The sequence below is a fragment of the Stenotrophomonas maltophilia group sp. Smal13 genome, from assembly GCF_030236855.1.
Classification (GTDB): domain Bacteria; phylum Pseudomonadota; class Gammaproteobacteria; order Xanthomonadales; family Xanthomonadaceae; genus Stenotrophomonas; species Stenotrophomonas maltophilia_A.
Genome location: NZ_JASJSQ010000108.1, coordinates 1 through 16,469 on the forward strand (window position 1 = coordinate 1; position 16,469 = coordinate 16,469).

Here is a 16,469-nt window from a genome sequence, read left to right on the forward strand (position 1 = left end):
CCGCGAAGGCGGCCGTACCGTCGGCGCCGGCGTGGTCTCGAAGATCATCGAGTAAACCTGCAGTACCGGTGGTTGCATAGCGCCGCCGGTTACGCGAATGGCGGGCCGGGAACCTCGGTCCGCCTTCGCCGTCTAAGGGAAGGCAAGTTTCAACACGTACGCCAGTAGCTCAATTGGCAGAGCAGCGGTCTCCAAAACCGCAGGTTGGGGGTTCGAGTCCCTCCTGGCGTGCCATCTGCCCACCTTATCCAGCGGCCTGGGCCGCTAAAGCAGACACAGCCGGATGAATAGCAAGATCGAACACTCCAAGGACAACTCCGCCAACGGCGGGGATATCGTCAAGTACGTCGCCGCATCGCTGCTGGTGCTGGCCGGTCTGTTCGTCTGGTTCTGGTTCTCCGCCGACTCCGGTCGCGCCACCCAGCTGGGTGCGTGGGCGGGTCAGCTGCGTGCGTTGGCGGTTGTGGTCGGTCTGGTTGGCGGTATCGGCGTGTTCATGCTGACCGGCAAGGGGCGCGACACCCGCGAATTCCTCTCCGAGTCGCGCTTCGAACTGCGCAAGGTGGTCTGGCCGACGCGCCAGGAAGCCATCCGCATGACCTGGGTCGTGATGGTGGTGGTGACCATTCTCAGTCTGTTGCTGGGTGGGTTCGATTACGTCATTCAGTGGCTGGTTCAGTTGTTCCTGAGCCGCTAAGGAGAATTGCATGAAGCGTTGGTACGTCGTTCACGCCTATTCGGGCTTCGAGAAGTCGGTGGCGCAGGCTCTGCGCGATCGCATCGTCCGTGACGGCATGGAAGAGCGCTTCGGCGATGTCCTGGTCCCGACCGAAGAAGTGGTCGAGATGCGCGCTGGCCAGAAGCGCCGCTCCGAGCGCAAGTTCTTCCCGGGTTACGTGCTGGTCCAGATCGAGACCCACGAAGAAGCCGGTATTCCGCGCATCGACAACGAAAGCTGGCACCTGGTCAAGGAAACCCCGCGCGTGATGGGCTTCATCGGCGGCACCGCCGACCGTCCGCTGCCGATCGCCGATTCCGAGGCCGAAGCTATCCTGAATCGCGTTCAGGAAGGTGTCGAGAAGCCGCGTCCGAAGGTGCTGTTCGAGCCGGGCCAGATGGTCCGCGTTACCGACGGCCCGTTCAACGATTTCAATGGCGTCGTCGAAGAAGTCAACTACGAGAAGAGCCGTCTGCGCGTCTCGGTGCTGATCTTCGGTCGTGCCACTCCGGTCGAACTCGAGTTCGGCCAGGTCGAAAAGGCCGTCTGACCTGTCGGTAGAGTCGAGCTTGCTCGACTCCAGGCTCCGGATGGCGGTGCAGTCGAGCATGGCTCGACTCTACAAGGGGAACCGGGCTCTGCCCGGTTTCGTCCGTTTATGTGCCGCTTCAGGCATGTGAAGAAAAAACCTGATATAGTGCGCGGCTCCCCGCTGGGAAGCCAGCAGGACGAGGCCGCCGCAAGGTGGCCTTCAGCATGATTTCAAAACGCGATGCCGGGACGCGTGATTCCCGGTCCGATGGGGAGCCTGTTGTCGAAAGGCGCTAGCACCCGGAGAGTACTCACATGGCAAAGAAAGTTGTCGGTTACATCAAGCTGCAGGTGAAGGCCGGTCAGGCCAACCCCTCGCCGCCGGTCGGTCCTGCGCTGGGTCAGCGCGGTCTGAACATCATGGAATTCTGCAAGGCGTTCAACGCTGCCACGCAGAAGCTCGAGCCGGGTCTGCCGGTTCCGGTGATCATCACGGCCTACTCGGACCGTACGTTCACCTTCATCACCAAGAGCACCCCGGCCACCACCCTGCTGAAGAAGGCCGCTGGCATCTCGTCGGGCTCCAAGCGCCCGAACACCGAGAAGGTCGGCAAGGTCACCCGTAAGCAGCTGGAAGAGATCGCCAAGGCGAAGGAACCGGATCTGACTGCCGCCGATCTGGACGCCGCCGTGCGTACCATCGCTGGCTCTGCCCGTTCCATGGGCCTCGTGGTGGAGGGTTAATAAGATGGCACAGACCAAGCGTGAGAAGGCCATCAAGGCCGCCGTCGTTCCGGGCAAGGCATACGCCTTCGAGGACGCGATCAACATCCTGAAGAGCGCCACCAAGGCCAAGTTCGTCGAGTCGATCGACGTCGCTGTGCGCCTGGGCGTCGATGCGAAGAAGTCCGACCAGCAGGTCCGTGGCTCCACCGTGCTGCCGGCCGGTACCGGCAAGTCGGTCCGCGTCGCCGTGTTCGCTCCGGCCGGTGCCAAGGCTGACGAAGCCCTGGCCGCTGGCGCCGAAGCCGTCGGTATGGATGATCTGGCCGAGAAGATGCAGGCCGGCGATCTGAACTACGACGTCGTCATCGCGACCCCGGACGCCATGCGCGTCGTCGGTAAGCTGGGCACCGTGCTGGGCCCGCGCGGCCTGATGCCGAACCCGAAGGTCGGCACCGTTTCCCCGAACCCGGGTGAAGCCGTGAAGAACGCCAAGTCGGGTCAGGTCCGTTACCGCACCGACAAGGCCGGCATCATTCACTGCACCATCGGCAAGGCCGACTTCGCCGAAGACGCGCTGAAGTCGAACCTGACCGCGCTGCTGCTGGACCTGATCAAGGCCAAGCCGGCCACCTCGAAGGGCACCTACCTGCAGAAGGTTTCGGTCAGCTCGACGATGGGCCCGGGCGTCACCGTCGACCAGTCGTCGCTGACCCTGAAGTAATTGTTTCAAGCGGTCACGGTACCTTCGGTGCCGTGACCGTGACATTTGAAGGCATCGCTGGCCGTACATCGCCCGCGGTAGCCGTCAAAGACCGCAGGCGCGGTCGTGGCAATACCGGCGACGGGCACGGAAGCTCGATCTGGCAAGGAGTCGCCGCCGGAGCAGTCATGAGCGCTTAATCGATTCCCCGGAATCACCCTGCGTAGATGGTGCCCTTCTGGAGTTTTTCTGGTTCACGCACGTCTGGGTTTCCCAGGTTGGCCCACTCCAGGTCTAGAACGGCCCACCCCCGGAACATCATCCCGATGTTCCCGGCGTCCAGGACGGATGCCGCACAGGACCGCACACGGCAGGAGCCGTAAGCGGAGTTCAATAGGAGGAGTGCAATGGCTCTCAATCTGTCCCAGAAGCAAGAAGTAGTCGCCGAGCTGGCAGACGTCGCCGCCAAGGCCCACTCCTTGATCGCAGCCGAATACGCTGGCACCACGGTCGCCCAGATGACCGCGATGCGCAAGCAGGCTCGTGAAACCGGTGTTTTCTTGAAGGTTGTCAAGAACACCCTGGCTTCGCGCGCCGTTGAAGGCACCGAGTTCGCAGTCGCCCAGGACCAGATGGTTGGTCCGCTGCTGTACGCGTTCTCGCTCGAGGAGCCCGGCGCTGCCGGTCGCCTGATCAAGGAAGCCGCCAAGGGCAACGACAAGCTGAAGGCTAAGGTCGTCGCCATCGGTGGCGAAGTGTTCCCGGCAAGCCACGTCGAAGTGCTGGCCTCGCTGCCGACCCGCGACCAGGCCCTGGCCATGCTGGCCCGCGTCCTGACCGAGCCGGTCACGATGTTTGCCCGCGCCATCAAGGCCGTTGGCGAGAAGCAGGGTGGTGGCGACGTCGCCGCCGACGCTGCCGAGCCGGCCGCCGAGACCGCCTGAGTTTCGACTTACCGTGGTTCCTGACGGAACCTCAACCCAGAAAATCATCCAAAGGTATTAATCATGTCCCTTACCAACGAACAGATCGTCGACGCCATCGCCGAGAAGTCCCTGATGGAAGTGATGGAGCTGGTCAAGGCCATCGAAGAGAAGTTCGGCGTCTCCGCCGCTGCTCCGGTTGCCGTGGCTGCTGCCGCTGGCCCGGCCGCTGCTGTTGAAGAGCAGACCGAGTTCACCGTCACCCTGAAGTCGGCCGGCGACAAGAAGGTCGAAGTCATCAAGGCCGTCCGCGCCATCACCGGCCTGGGCCTGAAGGAAGCGAAGGACCTGGCCGAAGCCGGTGGCGTCCTGAAGGAAGGCGCTTCGAAGGACGACGCCGAGAAGATGAAGAAGGACCTGGAAGCTGCTGGCGCGACTGTCGAAGTCAAGTAAGCAGTTACCTTGCATCGTCACCGATTCACGGCGATGCAGCCAAGGCTGGGGGCGTAAGCCCCCGGCCTTTGGTCGTTGTTGCAGTACCGGTAGGGTCGACTGTTAGTCGACTGTTTCAAAAGCAGAAAAAGCCCAACACGGGCTGCGGTCAGACCCCGGCAGGCCAGCGCAGAGCGCGGCAGCGGGGGAGTGGATGCAGACGAGTTGGCAGTTGGAAGTAGCGGGAGAAGGCGTGCTGGTGCCGGCAATACCAGCGACTTCCAACTGACAATTTCAAGTTCCCTTCGGATCGTGGGCGCACGATCCGCACAACAAGGTGGAAGACCTCATGACGTCCTATTCGTTCACCGAAAAAAAGCGTATCCGCAAGGATTTCGGCAAGCAGCGCTCGATTCTCGAAGTGCCGTTCCTGCTCGCCATCCAGGTGGATTCCTATCGTGAATTCCTGCAGGAAAACGTCGATCCGGCCAAGCGCACGGACCACGGCCTGCACGCTGCGCTGAAGTCGGTCTTCCCGATCGCCAGCTACAGCGGCAATGCTGCCCTGGAATACGTCGGCTACAAGCTGGGCGAACCGGTCTTCGACGAGCGTGAGTGCCGCCAGCGTGGCATGAGCTACGGCGCCCCGCTGCGCGTGACCGTGCGCCTGGTGATCTACGACCGTGAGTCGTCGACCAAGGCCATCAAGTACGTGAAGGAGCAGGAGGTCTATCTGGGCGAAATCCCGCTGATGACCGAGAACGGCACCTTCATCGTCAACGGCACCGAGCGCGTCATCGTCTCGCAGCTGCACCGTTCGCCGGGCGTGTTCTTCGACCACGACCGTGGCAAGACCCACAGCTCGGGCAAGCTGCTGTACAGCGCCCGCATCATTCCTTACCGCGGTTCCTGGCTGGACTTCGAGTTCGACCCGAAGGATGCGCTGTTCACCCGTATCGACCGTCGCCGCAAGCTGCCGGTGTCGATCCTGCTGCGCGCGCTCGGCTACAGCAACGAAGAGATGCTGGCCGAGTTCTTCGAGATCAACACCTTCCACATCAACCCGGATGAAGGCGTCCAGCTGGAGCTGGTGCCGGAGCGCCTGCGTGGCGAAACCCTGGGCTTCGACCTCGCCGACGGCGACAAGGTCATCGTGGAAGCCGGCAAGCGCATCACCGCGCGTCACATCAAGCAGCTGGAAGCCTCGGGCATCGCCGCCCTGGCCGTGCCGGACGACTACATCGTCGGCCGCATCCTGTCGCACGACGTGGTCGATGCTTCGACCGGCGAACTGCTGGCCCAGGCCAATGACGAGATCACCGACGAGCAGCTGCAGGCCTTCCGCAAGGCCGGTGTGGATGCCGTGGGCACCCTGTGGGTGAACGATCTGGATCGTGGCCCGTACCTGTCCAACACCCTGCGCATCGACCCGACCAAGACCCAGCTGGAAGCCCTGGTCGAGATCTACCGCATGATGCGTCCGGGCGAGCCGCCGACCAAGGATGCCGCGCAGAACCTGTTCCACAACCTGTTCTTCACCTTCGAGCGCTACGACCTGTCCGCGGTCGGCCGCATGAAGTTCAACCGTCGCGTGGGCCGCAAGGAAACCACCGGCGAAGCCGTGCTGTACGACCGCAAGTACTACGGTGAGCGCAACGACGAAGAGTCCAAGCGCCTGGTTGCCGCCCATGGCGACAGCTCCGACATCCTGGACGTGATCAAGGTCCTGACCGAGATCCGCAACGGTCGCGGCGTGGTCGATGACATCGATCACCTGGGCAACCGTCGCGTGCGTTCGGTCGGTGAAATGGCCGAGAACGTGTTCCGCGTGGGCCTGGTCCGCGTCGAGCGCGCGGTCAAGGAGCGCCTGTCGATGGCCGAGTCGGAAGGCCTGACCCCGCAGGAGCTGATCAACGCCAAGCCGGTCGCCGCTGCCATCAAGGAGTTCTTCGGCTCCTCGCAGCTGTCGCAGTTCATGGACCAGAACAACCCGCTGTCGGAAGTGACCCACAAGCGTCGCGTCTCGGCCCTGGGCCCGGGCGGTCTGACCCGTGAGCGCGCCGGCTTCGAAGTGCGCGACGTGCACCCGACCCATTACGGCCGCGTCTGCACCATCGAAACCCCGGAAGGCCCGAACATCGGCCTGATCAACTCGCTGGCCGTGTACGCCCGCACCAACCAGTACGGTTTCCTCGAGACCCCGTACCGCAAGGTCGTGGACGGCAAGGTCTATGACGAAGTCGAGTTCCTGTCGGCCATCGAAGAAAACGAATACGTCATTGCGCAGGCCAACGCCCTGACCAATGCCGACAGCGTGCTGACCGAGCAGTTCGTTCCGTGCCGCTTCCAGGGCGAGTCGCTGCTGAAGCCGCCGGCGGAAGTCCACTTCATGGACGTCTCGCCGATGCAGACCGTGTCGATCGCGGCCGCGCTGGTTCCGTTCCTGGAGCACGATGACGCCAACCGCGCACTGATGGGCGCCAACATGCAGCGTCAGGCTGTGCCGACCCTGCGTGCGCAGAAGCCGCTGGTCGGTACCGGCATCGAGCGCGCCGTGGCGCGTGACTCCGGTGTGACCGTGAATGCCCGTCGTGGTGGCGAGATCGTGCAGATCGATGCCGCCCGCATCGTGGTCAAGGTCAACGAGGAAGAGATCGTTGGCGCCACCGACGCAGGCGTGGACATCTACAACCTGGTCAAGTACACCCGTTCGAACCAGAACACCTGCATCAACCAGCGTCCGCTGGTCCAGGTGGGTGACGTCATCGCCCGCGGCGACGTGCTGGCCGACGGTCCGTCCACCGACATCGGCGAACTGGCCCTGGGCCAGAACATGCTGATCGCGTTCATGCCGTGGAACGGCTACAACTTCGAAGACTCCATCCTGCTCTCCGAGCGTGTGGTGGAGGAGGATCGTTACACCACGATCCACATCGAAGAGCTGACCTGCGTCGCGCGTGACACCAAGCTGGGGCCGGAGGAAATCTCGGCCGATATCCCGAACGTCTCCGAGCAGGCGCTGAACCGCCTGGACGAGAGCGGCGTGGTGTACATCGGTGCGGAAGTCCGCGCCGGCGACATCATGGTCGGCAAGGTCACCCCGAAGGGCGAAAGCCAGCTGACCCCGGAAGAGAAGCTGCTGCGCGCGATCTTCGGCGAGAAGGCTTCGGACGTGAAGGACAGCTCGCTGCGCGTTCCGCCGGGCATGGACGGCACCGTCATCGACGTGCAGGTCTTCACCCGCGACGGCATCGAGAAGGACAAGCGCGCCCGCCAGATCGAAGAGTCTGAAATCAAGCGCGTCAAGAAGGACTTCGACGACCAGTTCCGCATCCTGGAAGCCGCCATCTACATGCGTCTGCGTTCGCAGATCGTGGGCAAGGTGGTCAACGGTGGCGCTGGCCTGAAGAAGGGCGACGTCATCAGCGACGCGTTCCTGGACGGCCTGAAGAAGGCTGACTGGTTCGCCCTGCGCATGAAGGACGAGGACGCTTCGGAAGCCATCGAGCGCGCGCAGAAGCAGATCCAGGCGCACGAGAAGGAATTCGAGCGTCGCTTCGCCGACAAGCGCGGCAAGATCACCGCCGGTGACGACCTCGCCCCGGGCGTGCTGAAGATGGTCAAGGTGTTCCTGGCCGTGAAGCGCCGCATCCAGCCGGGCGACAAGATGGCAGGCCGCCACGGCAACAAGGGTGTGGTTTCCAACGTGGTGCCGGTCGAGGACATGCCGTACATGGCCTCGGGCGAAACCGTGGACATCGTGCTGAACCCGCTGGGCGTGCCGTCGCGTATGAACATCGGCCAGATCCTGGAAGTGCACCTGGGCTGGGCTGCCAAGGGCTTGGGCCGCAAGATCCAGGCGATGATGGAAGCCCAGGCGGCGGTCGCCGACCTGCGCAAGTTCCTGGACGACATCTACAACCACGACGACACCAACGTGGCCAACCGTGTCGACCTGTCGCAGTTCAGCGACGAGGAGCTGCTGCGTCTGGCCCGTAACCTGACCGACGGCGTGCCGATGGCCACCCCGGTGTTCGACGGCGCCACTGAAGCGGAAATCAAGCGCATGCTGGAACTGGCCGACCTGCCGAGCAGTGGCCAGACCCAGCTGTACGACGGCCGCACCGGTGAAGCGTTCGATCGCCACACCACCGTGGGTTACATGCACTACCTGAAGCTGAACCACCTGGTCGACGACAAGATGCACGCCCGTTCGACCGGTCCGTACTCGCTCGTCACCCAGCAGCCGCTGGGCGGCAAGGCGCAGTTCGGCGGCCAGCGCTTCGGTGAAATGGAAGTCTGGGCGCTGGAAGCCTACGGCGCGGCCTACACCCTGCAGGAAATGCTGACGGTGAAGTCCGATGACGTGCAGGGCCGCAACCAGATGTACAAGAACATCGTCGACGGTGAGCACGAGATGGTCGCGGGCATGCCGGAATCCTTCAACGTGCTCGTGAAGGAAATCCGCTCGCTGGCCATCAACATGGAACTGGAAGACAACTGATCCACGCCGGCGCGGCGGTCCGCCGCCGCGCCGCTGGCAGTCAACTGAAAGCCCATCGACACAGCATTCCTCCTTCTGGAGAACACCATGAAAGACCTGCTCAACCTCTTCAACCAGCAGCGCCAGACGCTGGACTTCGACGCGATCAAGATCGCGCTGGCCTCGCCGGACCTGATCCGTTCGTGGTCCTTCGGCGAAGTGAAGAAGCCGGAAACCATCAACTACCGTACCTTCAAGCCGGAACGCGACGGCCTGTTCTGCGCCGCCATCTTCGGCCCGGTGAAGGACTACGAGTGCCTGTGCGGCAAGTACAAGCGCATGAAGCACCGCGGCGTGGTCTGCGAAAAGTGCGGCACCGAAGTGACCCTGGCCAAGGTGCGTCGTGAGCGCATGGGCCATATCGACCTGGCCTCGCCGGTCGCGCACATCTGGTTCCTGAAGTCGCTGCCGTCGCGCATCGGCCTGATGCTGGACATGACCCTGCGCGACATCGAGCGCGTGCTGTACTTCGAAGCCTACGTGGTGACCGAGCCGGGCCTGACCGCCCTGGAGCGCCGCCAGCTGCTGACCGAGGAACAGTACCTGCAGGCCCGCCAGGAGCACGGTGACGACTTCGACGCCGCGATGGGCGCCGAGGCCGTGTACGAACTGCTGCGCACCATCGACCTGCAGTCGGAAATGACCCGCCTGCGCGAGGAAATCGCCGCTACCGGTTCGGAAACCAAGCTCAAGCGCCTCACCAAGCGCATCAAGCTGATCGAAGCCTTCCTGGAGTCGGGCAACCGTCCGGAATGGATGGTCATGACCGTGCTGCCGGTGCTGCCGCCGGACCTGCGTCCGCTGGTCCCGCTGGATGGTGGCCGCTTCGCGACCTCCGACCTGAACGACCTGTACCGCCGTGTCATCAACCGTAACAACCGCCTGCGCCGCCTGCTCGAACTGAGCGCGCCGGACATCATCGTGCGCAATGAAAAGCGCATGCTGCAGGAATCGGTCGATGCGCTGCTGGACAACGGCCGTCGTGGCCGTGCCATCACCGGCACCAACAAGCGCCCGCTGAAGTCGCTGGCCGACATGATCAAGGGCAAGCAGGGCCGCTTCCGCCAGAACCTGCTGGGCAAGCGCGTCGACTACTCGGGCCGTTCGGTCATCGTGGTCGGTCCGTACCTGCGCCTGCACCAGTGCGGCCTGCCGAAGAAGATGGCGCTTGAGCTGTTCAAGCCGTTCGTCTTCGCCAAGCTGCAGCGTCGTGGCCTGGCCACCACCATCAAGGCCGCCAAGAAGCTGGTCGAGCGCGAAGAAGCCGAAGTCTGGGACATCCTGGAAGAGGTCATCCGCGAGCATCCGGTGATGCTGAACCGTGCGCCGACCCTGCACCGTCTGGGCATCCAGGCGTTCGAGCCGGTGCTGATCGAAGGCAAGGCCATCCAGCTGCACCCGCTGGTCTGCACCGCGTTCAACGCCGACTTCGACGGTGACCAGATGGCCGTCCACGTGCCGCTCTCGCTGGAAGCCCAGCTGGAAGCGCGTGCGCTGATGATGTCGACCAACAACATCCTGTCGCCGGCCAACGGCGAGCCGATCATCGTGCCGTCGCAGGACGTCGTGCTGGGTCTGTACTACATGACCCGCTCGCTGGAAAACAAGAAGGGCGAGGGCATGGCCTTCGCCAACATCGCCGAAGTGAAGCGTGCCTACGACAACCGCGTGGTGGAACTGCACGCGCGCGTCAAGGTCCGCATCACCGAGGTGGTGACCGACGAAGACGGCGTCAAGCAGAACAAGACCTCGATCGTGGACACCACGATCGGTCGCGCCCTGCTGGCTGAAATCCTGCCGGAAGGCCTGCCGTTCGCGCTGGCCAACACCGAGCTGACCAAGAAGAACATCAGCCGCCTGATCAACTCCAGCTACCGCCAGCTGGGTCTGAAGGACACGGTCGTGTTCGCCGACAAGCTGATGTACACCGGCTTCGCCTACGCGACCCGCGCCGGCGTCTCGATCGGCATCGATGACATGCTGATCCCGGACGAGAAGAAGGGCATCCTCACCGAGGCCGAAGCCGAAGTGCTGGAAATCCAGGAGCAGTACCAGTCGGGCCTGGTCACCGCCGGCGAGCGCTACAACAAGGTGGTCGACATCTGGTCGCGCACCAACGAGCGCATCGCCAAGGCGATGATGGACACCATCGGTACCGAAAAGGTCGTCAATGCCAAGGGTGAGACCATCGACCAGAAGTCGATGAACTCGCTGTACATCATGGCCGACTCCGGTGCGCGTGGTTCGCAGGCGCAGATCCGTCAGCTGGCCGGTATGCGTGGCCTGATGGCGCGTCCGGACGGCTCGATCATCGAGACGCCCATCAAGGCGAACTTCCGTGAAGGCCTGAACGTGCAGGAGTACTTCAACTCCACCCACGGTGCCCGTAAGGGTCTGGCCGATACCGCGCTGAAGACCGCGAACTCGGGTTACCTGACCCGTCGTCTGGTCGACGTCGCGCAGGACGTGGTGATCACCGAGGTGGATTGCGGTACCACCGAAGGCCTGATCATGACCCCGATCGTGGAAGGCGGCGACGTGGTCGAGCCGCTGAAGGATCGCGTGCTGGGTCGCGTGGTTGCCGAGGACGTGTTCCTGCCGGGCAACGACGAAGATCCGATCGTCACCCGCAACACCCTGCTGGACGAAGCCTGGGTCGCCAAGCTGGAAGACGCTGGCGTGCAGAGCATCAAGGTGCGTTCGACGATCTCGTGCGAATCGGCCTTCGGTGTCTGCGGTCGCTGCTACGGCCGCGATCTGGCCCGTGGCCACCTGGTCAACATCGGTGAAGCGGTCGGCGTCATCGCCGCCCAGTCCATCGGTGAGCCGGGTACCCAGCTGACCATGCGTACGTTCCACATCGGTGGTGCGGCGTCGCGAGCTGCTGCGGTCGACAACATCACCGTCAAGACCACCGGCTCGGTCAAGTTCAGCAACCTCAAGTCGGTCGAGCACGCCAACGGCTCGCTGGTGGCAGTGTCGCGCTCGGGCGAAATCTCGGTGCTCGATGCCCACGGCCGTGAGCGTGAGCGCTACAAGCTGCCGTACGGTGCGACCATCACGTCCAAGGACGGTGATGCGATCAAGGCTGGCCAGACCGTGGCCAACTGGGATCCGCATAACCACCCGATCGTGTCGGAAGTGGCCGGCTTCATCCGCTTCATCGACTTCGTCGACGGCATCACCGTCATCGAGAAGACCGACGAGCTGACCGGCCTGGCGTCGCGCGAAATCACCGATCCGAAGCGTCGTGGTACCCAGGCCAAGGACCTGCGCCCGATCGTGCGCATCGTCGACGCCAAGGGCAACGACCTGTCGATCCCGGGCACCGACCTGCCGGCGCAGTACCTGCTGCCGCCGCGCTCGATCGTCAACCTGCAGGACGGTGCTGCCGTCGGCGTGGGTGACGTGGTCGCCAAGATCCCGCAGGAAGCGTCGAAGACCCGCGACATCACCGGTGGTCTGCCGCGCGTGGCCGATCTGTTCGAAGCGCGCAAGCCGAAGGATCCGGCGGTGCTGGCCGAGCGTTCGGGCATCATCAGCTTCGGCAAGGACACCAAGGGCAAGCAGCGCCTGATCATCAAGGACACCGATGGTTCGGAGCACGAAGAGCTGATCCCGAAGTACCGCCAGGTCATCGTGTTCGAAGGCGAGCATGTCACCAAGGGTGAAACCATCGTGGACGGCGAGCCGAGCCCGCAGGACATCCTGCGCCTGCTGGGTGTCGAACCGCTGGCCGCCTACCTGGTGAAGGAAATCCAGGACGTGTACCGCTTGCAGGGCGTGAAGATCAACGACAAGCACATCGAGGTGATCACCCGCCAGATGCTGCGCAAGGTCGAGATCACCGACCAGGGCAGCAGCAAGTTCCTGAACGGCGAACAGGTGGAGCGTCAGCGCGTTATCGAGGAGAATGCGCGCCTGTCGACCCGCAACGAGCTGCCGGCGCACTTCGATCCGGTCCTGCTGGGTATCACCAAGGCCTCGCTGGCGACCGAATCGTTCATCTCGGCCGCGTCGTTCCAGGAAACCACCCGCGTGCTGACCGAAGCGGCCGTCCGCGGCACCTCGGACAACCTGCGTGGCCTGAAGGAAAACGTCATCGTGGGTCGCCTGATTCCGGCCGGTACCGGCCTGGCGTACCACAGCAACCGCCGTCGCGGCGCTTCCGGTCTCACCGAGTCGGAAATGCAGACCCTGGCCGGTACTCCGGCTGCGGTCGAGGCGCCGGTGGTTGAAGCCGAAGCTGAACAGGCCTCGGGCGAAGAATGAGGTATCCGGTCCGGCCGCAAGGCCGGACCACCCCATCGGTCCATCGATGGGATTGGGAAAGGGCAGGGGAGATCGTCCGCGATCGACCCGGCCAACCTGAACGGGGTACATGGAGGCCCCCCAGTAACGTTCCGGGATCAGGAACGGGCTTGACAGGAGGCGTTTGACTGCTTTCCTGGCAGGTTGCTACAATCGTCTGTCTCAGCAGGCCAGAATTTTGGCCTGCTTTAACATTTCCGCATCTCTGGCCGGATTTCCGGCCACCAATCAGAAGAACCTACTGATGGCGACGATCAACCAGCTGGTCCGCAAGCCGCGGCAAGCGACCACCTACAAGAGTGCCTCGCCGGCGCTCGACAAGTGCCCGCAGCGCCGTGGCGTCTGCACCCGTGTCTACACCACCACTCCGAAGAAGCCGAACTCGGCTCTGCGCAAGGTTGCCAAGGTCCGCCTGACCAACCAGGAAGAAGTGATTTCCTACATCGGTGGTGAAGGCCACAACCTGCAGGAGCACTCCGTGGTCCTGATCCGCGGCGGTCGCGTCAAGGACCTGCCGGGTGTGCGTTACCACACCGTTCGTGGCTCGCTCGACGCCGCCGGCGTTGCCAAGCGTCGCCAGGCCCGTTCCAAGTACGGCGCCAAGCGTCCGAAGGCATAAGGAGAGAGCACTATGTCGCGTAAGGGTAATACTCCGCAGCGTTCCGTCCTGCCCGATCCGAAGCACGGAAGCGAAACCATCGCCCGCTTCATCAACATGGTCATGCAGAGCGGCAAGAAGTCCGTCGCCGAAAAGATCGTGTACGGCGCCATGGACGTGATCACCGAGAAGAACAGCAGCGCCAACGCCATTGAACTGGTGCAGAAGGCTCTGGACAACGTCGCTCCGGCGGTCGAAGTCAAGTCGCGTCGCGTCGGTGGTGCCACCTACCAGGTGCCGGTCGAAGTGCGTTCGTCGCGCAAGATGGCCCTGGCCATGCGCTGGCTGATCGACTCCGCGCGCAAGCGTGGTGAGAACACCATGCCGAAGAAGCTGGCTGCTGAACTGATCGACGCCTCGGAAAACCGTGGCGGCGCCATCAAGAAGCGCGAAGAAACCCACCGCATGGCCGAAGCCAACAAGGCATTCGCCCACTACCGCTGGTGAGTTTGACGGCCTTGTAAAACAGGCAGGGCAGCACCACTTCGGTGCGTGCTGCCTCGCGGTCCCAGAAGGACTGCGCCAATCCGAAGGCCGCCGAAAGGCGGCGTTCGGCCATCCGAAATCCAAGAAATCTGAGAGGCTCCCGTGGCCCGTTCCACTCCCATCGAGCGTTACCGTAACTTCGGCATCATGGCTCACATCGATGCCGGCAAGACCACCACGTCCGAGCGCATCCTGTTCTACACCGGCAAGAGCCACAAGATCGGTGAAGTGCACGACGGCGCCGCCACCATGGACTGGATGGAGCAGGAGCAGGAGCGTGGCATCACGATCCAGTCCGCTGCCACCACCGCGTTCTGGAAGGGCATGGACAAGTCCCTGCCGGAGCACCGCTTCAACATCATCGACACCCCCGGGCACGTCGACTTCACCATCGAAGTGGAGCGCTCGCTGCGCGTGCTCGACGGTGCCGTCTTCGTCCTGTGCGCCGTCGGTGGCGTGCAGCCGCAGTCGGAAACCGTGTGGCGCCAGGCCAACAAGTACCACGTGCCGCGCATCGCGTTCGTCAACAAGATGGACCGCACCGGTGCCAACTTCCAGAAGGTCGTCGGCCAGCTGAAGGCCAAGCTGGGCGCGGTTGCCGTGCCGATGCAGCTGCCGATCGGCGCTGAAGACAACTTCAAGGGCGTCGTCGACCTGCTGAAGATGAAGGCCATCCATTGGGATGAGGCTTCGCAGGGCATGAAGTTCGAATACGGTGAAATCCCGGCCGAGCTGCAGGGCCCGGCTGAAGAGGCTCGCCAGTTCATGGTCGAGACCGCTGCCGAAGCCAGCGAAGAGCTGATGGAAAAGTACCTGGGCGGCGAAGAGCTGGCCGAGGCTGAAATCATCAACGCGCTGCGTACCCGCACCCTGGCCACCGAGATCGTGCCGATGTACTGCGGCTCGGCCTTCAAGAACAAGGGCGTGCAGGCCATGCTGGACGGCGTGATCCAGCTGCTGCCGTCGCCGGTCGACGTGCCGGACGTGAAGGGCGTGGACGTTGACGACGACACCGTCGAAATGACCCGCAAGTCGGACGACAAGGCTCCGTTCTCGTCGCTGGCCTTCAAGATCATCACCGACCCGTTCGTCGGCGCGCTGACCTTCTTCCGTGTCTACTCGGGCACCCTGAACGGTGGCGACACCGTGCTGAACTCGGTGAAGGGCAAGAAGGAGCGCATCGGCCGCATCCTGCAGATGCACTCGAACAACCGCGAGGAAATCAAGGAAGTTCTGGCCGGTGACATCGCCGCTGCCGTGGGCCTGAAGGACACCACCACCGGTGACACCCTGTGCGCCGTGGACGCCCCGATCATCCTGGAGCGCATGACGTTCCCGGAGCCGGTGATCTCGATGGCCGTCGAGCCGAAGACCAAGTCGGACCAGGAAAAGATGGGTCTGGCCCTGGGCCGTCTGGCGCAGGAAGATCCGTCGTTCCGCGTCAAGACCGACGAAGAATCCGGCCAGACCATCATCTCGGGCATGGGCGAGCTGCACCTGGACATCATCGTCGACCGCCTGAAGCGCGAGTTCAACGTTGAAGCCAACGTCGGCGCGCCGCAGGTGGCCTACCGCGAAACCATCACCCTGGCCGACGTCAAGTCGGACTACAAGCACGCCAAGCAGTCCGGTGGTAAGGGTCAGTACGGTCACGTCGTGATCGAACTGTCGCCGATCACCGCTGCCGACCGTGCCGATCCGAAGCTGGCTCCGGCCATCAAGGACGACTTCCTGTTCATCAACGACATCACCGGCGGCGTGATCCCGAAGGAATTCATTCCGTCGGTTGAAAAGGGCCTGCGCGAAACCATCACCAGCGGTCCGCTGGCTGGCTTCCCGGTCGTGGACGTCAAGGTGAAGCTGGTGTTCGGTTCGTACCACGACGTCGACTCCTCGGAAATGGCGTTCAAGCTGGCTTCGTCGATGGCCTTCAAGCAGGGCTTCGCCAAGGCCAAGCCGGTGCTGCTGGAGCCGATCATGAAGGTCGAGATCGTGACCCCGGAGGATTACCAGGGTGACGTGATGGGCGACGTCAGCCGTCGTCGCGGCGTGCTGCAGGGTTCCGACACCACCGGTGACGGCTCCGCTTCGATCATCAACGCGATGATCCCGCTGGGTGAAATGTTCGGCTACGCCACTGCGCTGCGTTCGCAGACCCAGGGCCGCGCCACCTTCACCATGGAATTCGATCATTACGAGCCGGCTCCGACCAACATCGCCGAAGCCGTCATGAAGAAGGGCTGAGCCTCGCTCAGCCTCTCTTGAAACCACTTACGAACAATCAAGGTATAGAACAATGGCAAAGGGTAAGTTCGAGCGCACCAAGCCGCACGTCAACGTCGGCACCATCGGTCACGTCGATCACGGCAAGACCACGCTGACCGCTGCACTGACCAAGATCGGTGCCGAGCGCTTCGGTGGCGAGTTCAAGGATTACTCCT

At 63.3% G+C, this 16,469-nt stretch carries 12 protein-coding genes and 1 tRNA gene; all 13 read left to right on the forward strand.

Annotation, left to right across the window (positions count from 1 at the left end; genetic code table 11):
- Positions 1–158 precede the first annotated feature (158 nt).
- Positions 159–234: transfer RNA gene (locus QRO95_RS22560), tRNA-Trp, on the forward strand.
- Positions 235–283: 49 nt separating this feature from the next.
- The gene (secE, locus tag QRO95_RS22565; protein WP_005408202.1) at positions 284–697 is read left to right on the forward strand and encodes a preprotein translocase subunit SecE; all 414 of its coding nucleotides are present in this window, start codon (positions 284–286) and stop codon (positions 695–697) included.
- A 10-nt stretch (positions 698–707) separates the two neighbouring features.
- Entirely contained in the window at positions 708–1,268 is a 561-nt protein-coding gene (nusG, locus tag QRO95_RS22570) for a transcription termination/antitermination protein NusG (RefSeq protein ID WP_004154362.1), read from the forward strand.
- Positions 1,269–1,564: 296 nt separating this feature from the next.
- Complete coding sequence (rplK, locus tag QRO95_RS22575; protein ID WP_004145248.1) at positions 1,565–1,993, forward strand: 50S ribosomal protein L11; 429 nt, start codon at positions 1,565–1,567, stop codon at positions 1,991–1,993.
- Between the two features lie 4 nt (positions 1,994–1,997).
- Positions 1,998–2,696 carry a 50S ribosomal protein L1 gene (gene rplA / locus QRO95_RS22580; RefSeq protein ID WP_004154350.1) on the forward strand — a complete coding sequence of 233 codons (699 nt, stop codon included), beginning with the start codon at positions 1,998–2,000 and terminating at the stop codon, positions 2,694–2,696.
- Between the two features lie 386 nt (positions 2,697–3,082).
- A complete protein-coding gene (gene rplJ / locus QRO95_RS22585) occupies positions 3,083–3,619 on the forward strand; it encodes a 50S ribosomal protein L10 (RefSeq protein WP_010480377.1) in 537 nt (178 codons plus the stop codon).
- A gap of 63 nt (positions 3,620–3,682) precedes the next feature.
- Positions 3,683–4,051, forward strand: a complete 369-nt coding sequence (gene rplL, locus QRO95_RS22590; RefSeq protein ID WP_010480374.1) for a 50S ribosomal protein L7/L12 — start codon at positions 3,683–3,685, stop codon at positions 4,049–4,051.
- A 328-nt stretch (positions 4,052–4,379) separates the two neighbouring features.
- Positions 4,380–8,534: a DNA-directed RNA polymerase subunit beta gene (gene rpoB / locus QRO95_RS22595; protein ID WP_049401089.1), complete on the forward strand. Its 4,155-nt coding sequence runs from the start codon at positions 4,380–4,382 to the stop codon at positions 8,532–8,534.
- 87 nt (positions 8,535–8,621) lie between these two features.
- Entirely contained in the window at positions 8,622–12,845 is a 4,224-nt protein-coding gene (rpoC, locus tag QRO95_RS22600) for a DNA-directed RNA polymerase subunit beta' (protein ID WP_125895178.1), read from the forward strand.
- Between the two features lie 283 nt (positions 12,846–13,128).
- Positions 13,129–13,503 (forward strand): 30S ribosomal protein S12, encoded by a 375-nt coding sequence (rpsL, locus tag QRO95_RS22605; protein WP_004145320.1) that lies wholly within the window; start codon positions 13,129–13,131, stop codon positions 13,501–13,503.
- A gap of 12 nt (positions 13,504–13,515) precedes the next feature.
- Positions 13,516–13,989: a 30S ribosomal protein S7 gene (gene rpsG / locus QRO95_RS22610; protein ID WP_004145321.1), complete on the forward strand. Its 474-nt coding sequence runs from the start codon at positions 13,516–13,518 to the stop codon at positions 13,987–13,989.
- Positions 13,990–14,130: 141 nt separating this feature from the next.
- A complete protein-coding gene (gene fusA / locus QRO95_RS22615; protein ID WP_005408207.1) occupies positions 14,131–16,272 on the forward strand; it encodes an elongation factor G in 2,142 nt (713 codons plus the stop codon).
- A gap of 52 nt (positions 16,273–16,324) precedes the next feature.
- Positions 16,325–16,469, forward strand: a 145-nt coding sequence (locus QRO95_RS22620; RefSeq protein WP_258008282.1) for a GTP-binding protein, incomplete at its 3' end; no start/stop codon positions are given.